The 13274-nt window shown below is 73.2% G+C and carries 9 protein-coding genes; 5 read left to right on the top strand and 4 right to left on the bottom strand.

The window, feature by feature from the left end:
* The first annotated feature begins 41 nt into the window (after positions 1-41).
* The 3 genes from IC605_RS16495 (at position 42) to IC605_RS25185 (ending at position 3858) form a co-directional block, all read left to right on the top strand.
* Positions 42-1310 (top strand): DUF3500 domain-containing protein, encoded by a 1269-nt coding sequence (locus IC605_RS16495; protein WP_216326644.1) that lies wholly within the window; start codon positions 42-44, stop codon positions 1308-1310.
* A 35-nt stretch (positions 1311-1345) separates the two neighbouring features.
* On the top strand, positions 1346-2467 hold the full coding sequence (locus IC605_RS16490) for a DUF3500 domain-containing protein (protein WP_216326641.1): 1122 nt from the start codon (positions 1346-1348) through the stop codon (positions 2465-2467).
* A 68-nt stretch (positions 2468-2535) separates the two neighbouring features.
* Positions 2536-3858, top strand: a complete 1323-nt coding sequence (locus IC605_RS25185; RefSeq protein ID WP_216326638.1) for a HupE/UreJ family protein — start codon at positions 2536-2538, stop codon at positions 3856-3858.
* Positions 3859-3916: 58 nt separating this feature from the next.
* On the opposite strand, the gene IC605_RS16480 is transcribed toward IC605_RS25185, so the two are convergent.
* From IC605_RS16480 to IC605_RS16465, 4 genes are all read right to left on the bottom strand, one after another.
* Positions 3917-5887, bottom strand: a complete 1971-nt coding sequence (locus tag IC605_RS16480) for a putative bifunctional diguanylate cyclase/phosphodiesterase (protein ID WP_216326635.1) — start codon at positions 5885-5887, stop codon at positions 3917-3919.
* Positions 5888-6181: 294 nt separating this feature from the next.
* A complete protein-coding gene (locus tag IC605_RS16475; RefSeq protein ID WP_216326632.1) occupies positions 6182-9004 on the bottom strand; it encodes a bifunctional diguanylate cyclase/phosphodiesterase in 2823 nt (940 codons plus the stop codon).
* 164 nt (positions 9005-9168) lie between these two features.
* Positions 9169-9894, bottom strand: a complete 726-nt coding sequence (locus IC605_RS16470) for an alpha/beta hydrolase (RefSeq protein ID WP_216326629.1) — start codon at positions 9892-9894, stop codon at positions 9169-9171.
* A 116-nt stretch (positions 9895-10010) separates the two neighbouring features.
* Positions 10011-11291: an FAD-binding protein gene (locus tag IC605_RS16465; protein ID WP_216326626.1), complete on the bottom strand. Its 1281-nt coding sequence runs from the start codon at positions 11289-11291 to the stop codon at positions 10011-10013.
* A gap of 69 nt (positions 11292-11360) precedes the next feature.
* Here IC605_RS16465 and dinB point away from each other — a divergent pair, with 69 nt between their 5' ends.
* Together dinB and IC605_RS16455 are read left to right on the top strand one after the other, a co-directional pair.
* Positions 11361-12443, top strand: coding sequence for a DNA polymerase IV (dinB, locus tag IC605_RS16460; RefSeq protein ID WP_216326623.1), 1083 nt, complete (start codon positions 11361-11363; stop codon positions 12441-12443).
* 163 nt (positions 12444-12606) lie between these two features.
* Positions 12607-13263 carry a GntR family transcriptional regulator gene (locus IC605_RS16455; protein WP_216326620.1) on the top strand — a complete coding sequence of 219 codons (657 nt, stop codon included), beginning with the start codon at positions 12607-12609 and terminating at the stop codon, positions 13261-13263.
* Positions 13264-13274: the final 11 nt, after the last annotated feature.

The raw sequence follows: 13274 nt of genomic DNA, 5'->3' as shown, positions 1-13274 counted from the left end.
TTTCCTCGCGGCCCCCGCTCCCCCCAGTTTCAGGAGGCATCATGAAGCGTCCTCTCACCCTGGCGCTCCTCGTCGGAACGGCGGCCCTCGGCGTCCGCCTCGCCTGCACGGCGCGCGCCGGAGGGGCCGGGCCCACCTCCCCGGCCGCCACCCTGCGGACGGACGGCACTGTGGTCACCACGGGCCTGCGTCTCACGGGCCGCGACGTCACCCTTCCCGCGAGGTGTGCGGAGGCGGCCAGCGGAGCGCCCCGGGTCGTGTGCGCCGCGAACGCCTTCCTCGCCACGCTGAGCGCCGAGCAGCGGGCCAGGGCCGTCCTGCCCGCGACCCAAGAGAACGCGACCCGCTGGTCGAACCTCCCCGTCGCCCTCGTGCCGCGCGGCGGCGTCGCGCTCGGCGACCTGAACGGCACCCAGCTCGCCGCCGCGCTCGCGGTCGTGAGGGCCGCGACGGGCTCGGCGGCGAACGAGGGCTACGACGAGGTGTTGCAGCTTCGCCTCGCCGACGACGTGCTCAACGTCTCGGGCAACACGGCCGGTGTCGGGGGCGGGGGTCCGCCGCCCGCGGGCCCGGCGGGAGCCACGGGGACGCCCCCGGCCGGTCCGCCTCCCGGTGGGGCGCCGGGCGGTACACCACCCGCCGGGGGCCTCACGGGCAACGACTACGGCAGCGGCCTGTACGCCCTGGCCTTCCTGGGCGCCCCCGGCACCCCGGGCACGTGGCAGCTCCAGTTCGGCGGCCACCACCTCGCGGTGAACACGACCTACCGGGCCGGGCAGGTCGTGGGTGCCACCCCGAGGTTCACGGGCGTCGAACCCAGGGTCTGGACGGCGGGCGGCGCGACCTATGCGCCGCTCAGGAGCGAACACGACGGGATGGCCGCCCTGCTCGGGGGCTTGAGCACCTCCCAGCTCGCCGCCGCCAGACTCTCCCAGACCTTCAGCGACGTGCTGCTGGGGCCGGGGAGGGACGGCCAGTTCCCGGCGGCGAAGGCGGGCGTGCGGGTCGGCACGCTGGGCGCCGCGCAAAAGGCCCGGGTGCTCGCCGCGATCCGGCCCTGGGTGCAGGACGCGGACGACGCCACCGCCGCGCGGCTCCTCGCCGTGTACGGGCGGGAACTGGACGACACGTACGTCGCCTACTCCGGCAACGCGGCGCTGACGAACAACGCCGACTACGTGCGGATCGACGGGCCGAGCGTCTGGATCGAGTTCGTGTGCCAGAACGGCGTCGTGTACCGCTCGCAGCTTCACTTCCACACCGTCTGGCGTGACCACACGCGTGATTACGGCGGCGAGTACAGCTTCTAGCCCCAGTCCCTCCCCTCCCCCGAAAGAGGTGCCGTATGAAAAAAGCTCTGTTCGCCGTTCCCCTCAGCCTCGCCCTGTTGCTCGCCGGGTGCGGCACCACGACCACCGACACCGGCGGCGGCACGGACACCGGCACGGGCGGCGACCCGATCAGCACGGGCACGGCCGCCGAGGTGGTCACCGCCGCCAACGCCTTTCTCGCCACCCTCTCCACGGGCCAGCAGTCGAGCGTGGTGCTGACCCGCACCGAGTCGAACTCGACCACGTGGTCCAACCTCCCGGTCGGCGCGGCGACCCGCAACGGCCTGGCGCTGAGCAGCCTGACCGAAACCCAGCGGGCCGCCGCCCTCGCCGTGGTGAAGGCCGCCACCGGCACGGCCGCGAACGAGGGCTACGACGAGACCACGCAACTTCTCGCCGCCGACGACGTGCTGGCCGGGTCGCAGTCGGGCTACGGCAGCGGCCTGTATTACCTCGCCTTCCTGAATACGCCCAGCACGACCGGGCAGTGGCAGCTTCAGTTCGGCGGGCACCACCTCGCCTACAACATCACCTACAACGCCGGGGCGGTCACGGGCGCCACGCCCAAGTTCACCGGCATCGAGCCCAAGTGCTGGTCGGTGACGGGAAGCACGGTCAACGTCATCACCAGCGGGTGCCCGGCCCCCGGCACGAGCGGGAGCACGACCACCTACGCGCCGCTGTACCAGGAGCAGCAGGGCATGGTGAACATGCTCGCGGGCCTGAGCAGCACCCAGCTCGCCTCCGCCAAGCTCTCGCAGACCTTCAGCGACGTGCTGCTGGGACCGGGCGAGGACGGCCAGTTCCCGAGCACCAAGTCGGGCCTCGCCGTGAGCGGGCTGAGCGCGGACCAGAAGGCCCTCGTGCTCGCGGCCATCAAGCCCTGGGTGCAGGACGTGGACGACACGACGGCCGCCGCCCTGCTCGGCATCTACGAGAACGAGCTGGACAGCACGTACATCGCCTACTCGGGGAGCACCGGCCTGACGAGCACCGCCGATTACGTCCGCATCGACGGCCCCAGCGTCTGGATCGAGTTCGTGTGCCAGAACGGCATCGTGTACCGCTCGCAGATCCATTACCACACCGTCTGGCGCGACCACACCCGCGACTACGGCGCGAGCTTCTCCTTCTGAACGCCGCCGGACCGGGCGGGGGGGCCGGGCCGTCTCCCCGCCCCCCCCCCCGTCCCCGAGGTGACGCCTTGACCCTTCCCCGACCCCCCCTCCTGAGCTGGCTCCTCGCCCTCGTCTTCGCCCTGCTGCCGGGGCGCGGCCTCGCCCACCCGATGCCGACGACGACCCTTCAGCTCGACCTCCACCCGTCGTCGGTCACGGCGGACCTCGCCCTGCCGCTGAACGAGCTGCAACTGGCGACCCGCTGGAACTTGCTCGGCAACGCCTCGGCGCTGGAGCAGTACGGCCCCCAGCTCCGCACCTACCTGCGGCGTCACCTCGCCGCCACCACGCCCTCCGGGCAGGCCTGGGCGGTCGAGATCGGCGAGCCCACCCTCTCGCAGGTGCAGCAGGCCGCGACCGGCCCGTATCAGGAATTCGTGGTGCCCGTGCAGCTCACCCCCCCGGCCGGGGCGAGCACCCGCGCCTTCACGCTGAGGTACGACGCCATCGTGCATCAGGTGGTGACCCACAGCGTCCTCGTGTCCATCCGGCGCGACTGGGAACGCGGGCTGAACAAGGAGAGCGGCAACGAGAACGTCGAGGTCGGCGTCATCCGCACCGACCCGCGTACCGGACAGGTACCGCTCCTGCCGGTGAATCAAGCGCAGGGCAACGCCTGGCAGGGCTTCGTCGGCATCTTCAAGTTGGGGATGCAGCATATTGCCGAGGGCACCGACCACCTCCTGTTCCTGCTCACCCTGCTGCTGCCCGCCCCACTGCTGGCCGTCATGAACCGTCGGCCCCACTGGGGGGCGTTCGGCGGCCCCCGGCGCTCGCTGCTGAACATCGTCAAGATCACCACCGCCTTCACCGTCGGCCACTCGCTGACGTTGCTGCTGGGCACCCTGCGGATCGTCAACGTGCCGGATGCCCCCATCGAGGCGCTGATCGCGGTCTCGATCCTGGTCTCGGCCGTGCACGCCCTGCGGCCGATCTTCCCGGGGCGTGAGCTCGTCATCGCGGGGGGGTTCGGGCTGATTCACGGGCTGGCCTTTTCCTCCACCCTGGCCGAACTCGACCTCAGCCCGTGGCAGACGGCGCTGAGTCTGCTGGGGTTCAACCTGGGGATCGAGGCGATGCAGCTCATCGTCATCGCCGTGACGATGCCGTGGCTGATCCTGCTGGCGCAAACGAGGCTCTATACCCCGGTGCGCACCCTCGGTGCGTCGCTCGCGGTCCTGGCCTCGCTGGGCTGGCTGGGGGACCGGGTGGGGCTGGCAAACCCGCTGGGCACGCTGGCGGATAGCCTGGGCGCGGCCGGGCCGTGGGCGCTGCTGGCCCTGGCGGCCCTCGCGCTGCTGGGCTTCGCCTTCAGGCGGGCGGGCAATCAGGGGGTCTCCACCTCCTAGCCCCCTCCGGTTCCTGATCTGAAGCCTGCCCGCCCTGGCCCTGGTCCGGCGGGCAGGCTCAGGGGGTGACCCCGTGGCTGGTCGCGGCCCCGCGCACGCCCTGCAAGAACAGGGCCGCCGCCCCCTCGCCGAGCGGCCGGGAGAAGAGGTAGCCCTGCCCGTAGTCGCAGCCCAGCGCGCGCAGGGCGCCGAGCTGTTCCGCCGACTCGATGCCCTCGGCAACGACCCGCAGGCCGAGGTGCCGGGCCATGCCGATCATGGTGCGGACGAGTTCGGCGCTCTCGGGGCTGGACGACATGCGCGTGATAAAGGAGCGGTCGATCTTGATGACGTTGACCGGGTGGTGCTGGAGGTAGCCCAGCGAGGAGTAGCCGGTCCCGAAGTCGTCGATGTGCAGCCCGATCCCGAGGGCCCGCAGGCGGTCAAAGTTCGCGCGGGCGACCTCCGAGTCCTGCACGAGAACGCTCTCGGTCATCTCGATCTTCAGGCGCCGCGGGTCGAAGCCGGTCTCGCGCAGGATCTCCTCGACCCGCTCGCACAGGTCGGGCTGGGCGAACTGCTGGCCGGAGAAGTTCACGCTCAGGCTCAGGGGGCCCGGGCCCGGGATCTCCCGCCGCCAGGCCTCCATTCGCCCCGACGCCTCGCGCAGCACCCAGCGGTCGAGGTCGAGGATCAGCCCGCTCTCCTCGGCGACCGGGATGAACTGGGCGGGGGAGACCGGCCCCAGGGTGGGGTGCGACCAGCGCACGAGCGCCTCGAAGCCCTCCGGCTCCCCGCTGCCCAGGGCGACGATCGGCTGGTACTCGACCGTGAGCTGCCCCTCCCGCACGGCGGCGCGCAGGTCACGCTCCAGGGTGATCAGCCCCTGCGCCTCGGCGCGCAGCTCGGCGGTAAAGAGCTGGTGCCCCGCCCGGCCGCGCGCCTTGGCCCGGTACATGGCGATGTCCGCGTCGCGCAGCACGTCCTCGGGACCGCCGTGTGCCGGGTCGGCGAGGACCACCCCGATGCTCGCCGACATCTGCACGTCCTGGCCCCCCAGGGACAGTGGCGTCCCCAGGGCCCGCTGGACGCGCTCGGCCGCCCGCAGCGCCTCCGCCGGGTCCACCTCCTCCAGCAGGATCACGAACTCGTCCCCGCCCATGCGCGCCACCGTGTCCAGGGGCCGCACGCAGCCCCGCAGCCGCCCCGCCAGCTCGACGAGCAGGGCGTCGCCCGCCGTGTGCCCGAGGGAATCGTTGACCCCCTTGAAGCGGTCGCAGTCGAGGAGCAGCACCGCGAACTGCCCCCCCGGTCGGCGGTGGGCGCGCTCGATGGCCTGCCCCAGCCGGTCTCGCAGCAGCGCGCGGTTGGGCAGCCCGGTCAGCGCGTCGTGGAAGGCGTCGTGCTGAAGCTGCTCGCCCATCCGCCGCAGCTCCTCGGTGCGCTCCTCGACCCGCCGCTCCAGCTCGCCGTTGAGCCGCTCGAGGGCTTCTTGCGCCTCGCGGCGCTCGGTGATGTCGCGGCCGTAGCCCAGCACCAGCTCCAGCCGCCCGTCCGGCGAGAACACCGGGTTGAAGTGCCGCAGGTGGTGCCGGGGGCCGGGGGAGCCGGGGAACGTCTCCTCCCAGGAGACCGGGCGCCCCCCCTCGACCGCCGCCCGGAACTGGGCCTCGCGGCGGTGTGCCACCTCCGGGTCGAAGCCCCGGTGCTCGACGTACTCGCGGTCGCTGCGGCCGATGATCCATGCCCGGATGGTGTCGTCGCGAATGGCGGCCCGGTTGCAAAACAGGTAGCGGCCCCCCGGGTCGAGCACGACCACCTCGACGGGCAGGCGGCCCAGGATGCCCTCGTAAAAGGCCCGCTGCTCCTGCCCGGCGCGCGCCGCCTGCGCCCGGTCCGCGTCGACCCGGGCGCAGGTCTCCGAGACCCGCGAGAGAAGCTGCCGCCACGCCCCGGGGTCCGGCGGCGCGGTCTCGTCGAGCCCCAGCGCCCGCAGGTCGCGCTCCAGCAGGGGGTGGACCCCGGATTCGGCCGACGGTTCAGCCGACATGGAGGACCAGGGCGGACCCACGCCCCTCGGCGGGGGGGGGCGGACAGGCGGGGCAGAGGTGGGGTGCGGACATGCCTTCCTTTCGGGGGCGCAAGCGGAGGTCGTGGGCAGTTTTTCCGGTGTGAAGGGTAGGCGCGGCGCCCTCACAGGAGGCTGACTGCGGGGGCCCCTCCGAAGATGAAGGCCCGGCCCACGCGGCCCCGGGAGCCCAACAGGCGGTGAGGAGCGCCGGGTGGGGGGCGTCAGCGCCTCCTCACCGGCAGGGTCGCCGCAGAGGAGCGAGCAAGCCGGGCTTCAGCGGGCCGGGGCGACGCGGCTCTCCTCCAGCAGGGTTCCGAGCGCGCGCGCGTCCTGGGGCCTGCCCGTGAGGTAGCCCTGCACGTAGTCGCAGGCGTGCGTGCGCAGGAACTCGAGCTGCGGGGCCGTCTCCACCCCCTCCACCGTGACCTCCAGCCCCAGCGCCTGGGCGAGATTCATCACCGCCCGGACGAGGGCCTCGTCGCGTCCCGCCGAGGGGAGGTCGCTCGCCACGCCCGCCGTGAAGGAGCGGTCGATCTTGAGCCCGTCGATGGGGTACTGCTTGAGGTAGGCGAGGTTGGAGTACCCGGTCCCGAAGTCGTCCACGACCACCCGCACCCCGAGGTCCTTGAGGCGCCGCAAGGTTCCCTGCGCCTCCAGGGCCTGCATCAACATGCTCTCGGTAAGTTCGAGTTCGAGCCGCTCCGGGCGCAGGCCCGAGGTCCGCAGCGCCCAGGTCACCGTCTCGATCAGGTTGGGTTCCAGAAACTGCCGGGCGGAGAGATTGACCGACATCCGGAGACCGGGGGCGAGGGCCGTCCACGCCACCGCCTGCTCGCAGGCCTGGCGCAACACCCAGGCGCCGATGGGCACGATCAGCCCCGTCACCTCGGTCAGGGGAATGAAGTCGGCGGGCGGCACCAGCCCGAGGTCGGGATGTTGCCAGCGCAGCAGGGCTTCGACCCCCACCAGCCTTCCGCTGCGGGCCTCCCACTGCGGCTGGTAGTGCAGCACGAATTCCTGCCGCTCCAGGGCGCGGTTGAGGGCCGTTTCCAGCGTCATCGCGGCGAGGCGCTCCTCGCCTTCCGGGGTATACACGGCGTACCCGCCGCCCCGGCGCTTGGCCTGGTACATGGCGGTGTCCGCCTGCTGGAGGAGGTGCTCGACCGCCGTCGCCGCGTGCGCAAAGACCGTGAACCCGATGCTCGGCCGCACGAAGACCTCGTGCCCCGCGAGGTTGAAGGGCTGGGTGAAGGTGTGCAGCAGCCGCTCGGCCGCCGCCTGGATGCCGGGCGAGGTCGCCGCGCCCCCCAGCACGAGCAGGAACTCGTCGCCGCCCATGCGGGCGAGGGTGTCGCCCCCGCCGAGCACCCCCCGCAGCCGGGCGGCCACCTGCTGGAGCAGCGCGTCCCCGACGCTGTGCCCGAGCGTGTCGTTCACCAGCTTGAAGCGGTCGAGGTCCATCAACCCGACGGCGACCGGCCTGCCCGCCGCCGTGGCCTCGGCCAGGGTGCGCTTGAGTTCGCGCTCGAACAGCACCCGGTTGGGCAGGTTGGTGAGGGGGTCGTACAGGGCGTGGCGCTCCAGCGCCGAGTGCGCCCGGGCGCGCTCGATCACCAGCGCGGCGAGGCCCGATCCCGCGTCGAGCTGCGCCCGCTCGTCCGCGTTGGGGGGCGCGGCGTCCTTGCCCAGCAGGAGCAGCGTGCCCAGCGCCTCGCCCTCGCCGCTCCGGATCGGGTGCCGCCAGACGTGCCACACCCGCGGGGCCGCGCCGAGGGGCAGGGTGAAGCGCTCCTCCCCAGGGCGGGCCGCCACGAGCGCCCAGCTCTCCCGCTCGGGCCCCTCGTCCCCGTGCGCGGTGTAGACCTCGGGGGGCTCGCCGGGCAGCACGACCGCCGCCCGCCGTCCCTCGAACTGCCGCTCCAGGGTGCCCGCCAGCCGCGCGAGGACCTGCGAGAGCGGCGCGTTCTTCGCCGCGAGTTCGAGGACCCGCGCCCGCTCGCGGTCGAGGTGCTCGGCGAATCTCTTGCGGTCGGAGATGTCGCGCTGGATCGAAATCCAGTGGGTGTACCAGCCCGTCTCGTCGGCGACGGGCGCGATGGACAGCTCGACCCAGAACTCCGAGCCGTCCTTGCGGTAGTTCACCACCTCGACCTGCACGCTCTTCCACTTCTTGAGCGCCTTGCGAATCTTGTCGAGCGCCCGGCGGTCGGTGCGCGGCCCGTGCAGGAGGCGGGGGGTCTGGCCGATCACCTCCTCCAGCGAGTAGCCCGTCGTGCGGGTAAAGGCCGCGTTCGCGTACACGATGCGCGGCCCCGGCAGGTCCTGCGGCTCGGCCTCCGTGATCAGCACCGAGTCGTTGGCGTGCGCGAGGACCGATTCGAGCAGGGCGAGCTGCTGCGCCGCGTGGTGGCGCTGCCCCTCCTCGCGGGGGACCCGCTGCGCCGTGCCCACCAGCCCGCCCGGCAGCGGCGCGGCGGTGAGCGTCACGTCCACCGGCTCGCCGCCCGGTGGCCTCAGTTGCAGGTGCTGGGGCGGGGTGGGGTGGGGTCCGCGCGCCACGCTGCGCCGCAGGGCCGCGAAGGCACCCCGCAGCCGGTCGTCCTCGACCTCGCGCCCGAGCACCTGCTCGCCCGGCAGGCCCAGCGTCTCCGCCGCCGCCGCGTTCCACTGCTTGACCAGCCCCTCCAGCGTGAGGGAATACACCGCCAGCGGCGCGGCCTGCACCATCGCCTGAAGCTGGTCGTGCGCCTGTTGCAACGTGGCCTGCCCCGCGTGCAGCTCCCACTCGTGCCGCAGCGCGGCGACGAAGGGGTGCCCCTCCGCCCCCGCGTGCCCGGCCGGGAGGGGACGGCCTCCCCAGAGCGTCAGCGTGCCGCCCACCCCGCCGTGCCGGAACGAGAGCGTGTGCGGCGCCCCGGGGTCCCCGCCCTCCGCCGCCCCCAGCGGCCAGCCGCCCTGCCAGGACGCCCCGCCGTCCGTCAGCGTGAGCCGGGCCGCCCGCGCCCCCGTCAGGCGGGCGTAGAGGTCCAGCGTCGCCGCGAAGGCGCGGTCCGGAAGGGTGCGGAGGAAGGAAGGGTCGTGCGGTGCCGAGGACATAACCACCCCTGGTGAAGGGAAAGAGCGGAGCGCGGAGGGTGAGGTGGGTCCCGCGTGATCCGGGGCCCGGGAACAACTCGTTCAATGATGAACAGCCCTGCCCTTGCAGAACTCTTACCGTCAGGGTGACTCGGGCCCGAACCGGGTGCCCGCCAACAATGTTTCTACGACCCCCGCAGGAAGCGGAGGACGGCGGCCCAGTACCCCTCCGTGACCGCCTTCTCCGTCGTCTTGGCGGGATCGAGGTTCGCCACCCCGCGCAGGCCGAACCCGGGCGGGACGTACCGGACCCGGCGCGACGAGCCCGCCGCCGCGAGCAGGTCGCGCGCCGCCGCGATCTCGAAGGGCTCGTCGCCGCTCGTGACGAAGACGGGCACCCGCACCCGCCGCGCCTCGGCGAGGGCGTCCAGGTCGAAAAGATCACCCCGGTTGGGGCTGAACGCCAGAATCCCGGCGAGGTCCGGATGCCGCGCCGCGAGGACAAAGAGCAGGGCGCCGCTCTGGCCGCCTCCCAGCGCGAAGACGGGGAGGCCCGGGTGGCGTTCCCGCAGCCACGCGAGCGCCACGCCGAGGTCCGCCAGCGCGTCCGTCCCGGTCAGCGTCCGGTCGCCCAGGCCCGCCACCGTGCGGTTGTGCCGTCCGTCGTACTCGCCGCCGAACCGCCCGTCGAGCGCGAGCGAGGCGTAGCCCTCCCGCGCGAATCTGGGCGCGATCCCGTCGAACTCGTGCAGGTTCTGCCCCGCCGCGTGCAGGAGGAGCACCACGCCCCGGGGCCGGGCGGGGGAGACCGACTCGCCGTACAGCATCAACCCGTCGGGCGCCCGAAGCTGCACGGGCGCGGCCAGCGACACGGAGAGGGTGAGCAGCGCGGCCAGGACGAGGTGACGCATGGGTGCCTCCGGGAGCGAGGTGACCGTTCCCCTCGTGGAGAGGGGCCGGGATCAGGGGTTGGAGGCCCCATCCTGCGCCCGCCCGTGGCCTGTGCGCAACGGGGCGTCCCCACCGCCTACGCCCCAAAGATGAACGTCTCCAGAAAGGCGTTGCGGAACTTGCCCCGGGGGTCAAGGGACACGAGCAGGTCCCGGAAGTCGGGCAGCCTCGCGTACGACGCGCGCAGGTGCGCGGGCGGCAGGGTGAACACCTTGCCCCAGTGCGGGCGGACGCCGAAGGGCGCGAGCCGGGCTTCGAGGGCCGGGAGCAATTCGCGCACCGCCCGTTCGTCCCGGTGCCAGGTGAAGTGGAAGGCCACGCTCTCCCGCTCGTAGGCCGGGCTCAGCCACAACCCGTCCGCCGCCACCGTGCGGACCTCCGAGACCTGGAGGAGGGGGGCGATCTGCTCGCCAAGCCCGTGCAGGGCGCGCAGGGCGGCGGGGCCGTGTTCGCGCGGGACGAAATACTCGCTCTGGAGTTCCTTGCCGCTGCTGGGCGTGTCCTCCAGCCGGAAGTGCGGCAGCCGCTCGTGCCAGGGGCCCGCCGCGCCCCTCTGCGGGGTGCAGTTCACGGCGGAGAGGCCCGGAATGGGGTGACGGTCCTCCGGGGCGGGGGTGGCCCCGAACCATTCCGGCTCCGGCCTGAAGGTCTCGCCCTCCCGCACCCGCCGCTTGAGCCACGCCTGGTGAAACCGCCCGCTTCCCCAGTCGGTGAAGAGGCTCACGCTGTCCGCCGCCGACATCACCGCCCCGAAGTTGTCCTCCAGCGCCTCCAGGCTCAGCCCCTCGTACACGTCCTGGCGGACCTGATAGGTCGGGATGACCTCCAGCGTGAGCCGCGTGACGACGCCGAGGCCACCGAGCGCGACGACCATGCCCCGAAACGCTTCCCCGTGTTCCTCGCGGGAGAGGGCCACGGGGTCGCCGCCCGCCGTCACCAGTTCCAGCGCGCAGACGGACGTGGCGAGGGTGCCCAGCCGGTCGCCCGAGCCGTGGGTGGCCGTCGCGCAGGCCCCCGCGACCGAGAGGTGCGGGAGGGAGGCGAGGTTCGGCAGGCCATACCCCCGCGCGTGCAGGAAGCGGCCCAGCTCCCCGTACCGCACCCCGCCCTCCACGGTGACCGTGCGCCGCTCCTCGTCCAGCCCCACGACGCGGTTCAGGTGCTCCAGCGAGAGCATCGCCCCGGTCGTGTCCGCGACGCCGTTGAAGGAGTGGCGGGTGCCCGAGACCTTCACCCGGTCCGCGCGGGCGACGAGGGCCCGCACCTCCTCCACGTCGCGCGGGCGGTGCCAGCTCGCCGCGTGGTAGGTGTAGTTCCCGGCCCAGTTCCTCGGTGACGTGATCGGCGGGTGGGTCATCGCGCCCCATTGTGCGCCCGCCCGCCTCCGCACTCGCCCTGACCCCGCCCGCCGCGTCACACTGCCCCCATGACCCGAGCTGTCGTGCACGTGGATATGGACGCCTTTTACGCCTCGGTCGAGCTGCGCGAGCGGCCGGAGCTGGCGGGGGAGCCCGTCGCCGTGATCGCCACCGCCCGCAGGGGGGCCGTCATGACCGCCAACTACGTCGCCCGGGGCTTCGGGGTGCGCAGCGCCATGCCCGTCCACTTCGCCGTCCAGCGCTGCCCGGGGCTCGTCCTCATCCCGCAGCGGATGGACCTGTACCGCGCCGTCTCCGCCCAGATTCACGGCCTCTTCTCTCGGTACACCGACGTGATCGAGCCGCTGGCCCTCGACGAGGCCTACCTCGACGTGACCCGGGAGGGCCGGACCCTCGACCAGGCCGAGGAGATGGCCCGCAGCATCCAGGCCGACATCCTGGCGGAGACGGGCCTGACCTGTTCGGCCGGGGTGTCGGTGAACAAGTTTCTCGCCAAGCTCGCCAGCGGGCTGCGCAAACCCGCCGGGCTGACCGTGATCCGCCCGGAGGAGGTGGACGCCCTGCTCGCCGCTCTGCCGGTCGAGGAATTCCACGGGGTAGGCCCGGTGATCGCCGGGAAGCTGCGGGCGCACGGCATCCGGACGGGCGCGGACCTGCGCGCGAGGTCCCTCCCCGTCCTGCGGACCCTGCTCGGCCCCGGCAAGCTCGCGCCCCGGCTCCACGACCTCGCGCGCGGCGTGGACGAGCGGCCCGTCGAGGCGCACCGCGAGGCGCGGTCCATCGGCGTGGAGCGGACCTTCGAGGAAGACCGCACGACGCGCGAGGCCCTGCTCGCCGAACTGCCTGGTGTCGCGGCGGAGGTCGCCGACCGCCTCGCCCGGCGCGGCTACGTGGGCCGCACGGTGGTCCTCAAGCTGCGGTACGGGGACTGGACGCCGGTCACGCGCCGCAGGACCGGCGAGCGGCGGCTGCAAGGGGCCGGGGAGATCGCCGAGGTCGCCGCCGGGCTCCTCACCCCGGACCTGATCGAGGGGCGGGGCGTGCGGCTGCTCGGCGTGAGCGTCCTCAACCTGGCGAGGCGGGACGGGGCGCAGGGAGGGGAGACCCTGCCCCTTCTCCCCCCCGGATGAGCGCGCCTTCCCCGGTCCTGTCACGTGAGACGTGCCGACCACGGGCCCGGAGTCGCCTCCCCTCGCCTCTTGCGCTCCAGCCTGTTACATGTAACACTTCATCTGTTCCTCAAGCTTTTCATCTACGTCCGCCGGGCTCCCCGGAGGGAAGGAGGTGCCTTTGGTGTTGCTTCAACCGGTGGGCAGCGCGCGGGTGGTGGACGCCGTGCGCGAGCGGCTGCGCGGTGCGATCCTGGCGGGGGACCTCGCGCCGGGAACCCGCCTGAGCGTGCCCGAACTCGCCCGGCAGCTCGGGGTGAGCCGCTCGCCCGTGCGGGAGGCGGTGCTGCTGCTGGTGGGGGAGGGGCTGGCGGTGGAGCACTCGCGCCGGGGGGTGGAGGTCGCGCGGCTCGACGTCTCCGGACTGCTCGAACTCTACGAGCTGCGCGCGGCGGTCGAGGGGCTGGCGGCCTGCCTCGCGGCGGGGCGGATGGGCGGGACCGACCTCGCGGCCCTGCGCGGGGTGCTCGACGCCCAGGGCGCGGCGGCGGTGGCCGATCACCGGGGCTTCCGGGAGCTGGACGCCCGCTTCCACAGAATCATCGTGCAGACCTGCGGCAACGGGCGGCTTGCCCGCCACGCCGAACTTCTCGCCCGCGAGATGCGGCTGGCCGGGCCGCTGCTCCTGAATGACCCCGCCCACCTGCGGCGCAGCCACGAGGAACACCGCGCCGTCGAACACGCCCTGCGCCAGCGCGACGGCCCCGGCGCCGAGGCCGCGATGCGGGCGCACCTCACCCGCGTCGCGGGGGCCGTCCGCAGGCACCACGCCCACCCCTGACCCTCCCCTCC

The organism is Deinococcus aestuarii, assembly GCF_018863415.1.
GTDB classification, from domain to species: domain Bacteria; phylum Deinococcota; class Deinococci; order Deinococcales; family Deinococcaceae; genus Deinococcus; species Deinococcus aestuarii.
Note: the sequence above shows the minus strand (reverse complement) of the source record. Positions and strands in the feature narration are given on the sequence as shown.

Excerpts from the sequence above, each read along its gene's own strand:
- IC605_RS16495 (WP_216326644.1), top strand. The coding sequence starts at position 42 with ATGAAGCGTCCTCTCACCCTGGCGCTCCTCGTCGGAACGGCGGCCCTC.
- IC605_RS16490 (WP_216326641.1), top strand. The coding sequence starts at position 1,346 with ATGAAAAAAGCTCTGTTCGCCGTTCCCCTCAGCCTCGCCCTGTTGCTC.
- IC605_RS16480 (WP_216326635.1), bottom strand. The coding sequence starts at position 5,887 with ATGTCGGCTGAACCGTCGGCCGAATCCGGGGTCCACCCCCTGCTGGAG.
- IC605_RS16475 (WP_216326632.1), bottom strand. The coding sequence starts at position 9,004 with ATGTCCTCGGCACCGCACGACCCTTCCTTCCTCCGCACCCTTCCGGAC.
- IC605_RS16470 (WP_216326629.1), bottom strand. The coding sequence starts at position 9,894 with ATGCGTCACCTCGTCCTGGCCGCGCTGCTCACCCTCTCCGTGTCGCTG.
- IC605_RS16465 (WP_216326626.1), bottom strand. The coding sequence starts at position 11,291 with ATGACCCACCCGCCGATCACGTCACCGAGGAACTGGGCCGGGAACTAC.
- dinB (WP_216326623.1), top strand. The coding sequence starts at position 11,361 with ATGACCCGAGCTGTCGTGCACGTGGATATGGACGCCTTTTACGCCTCG.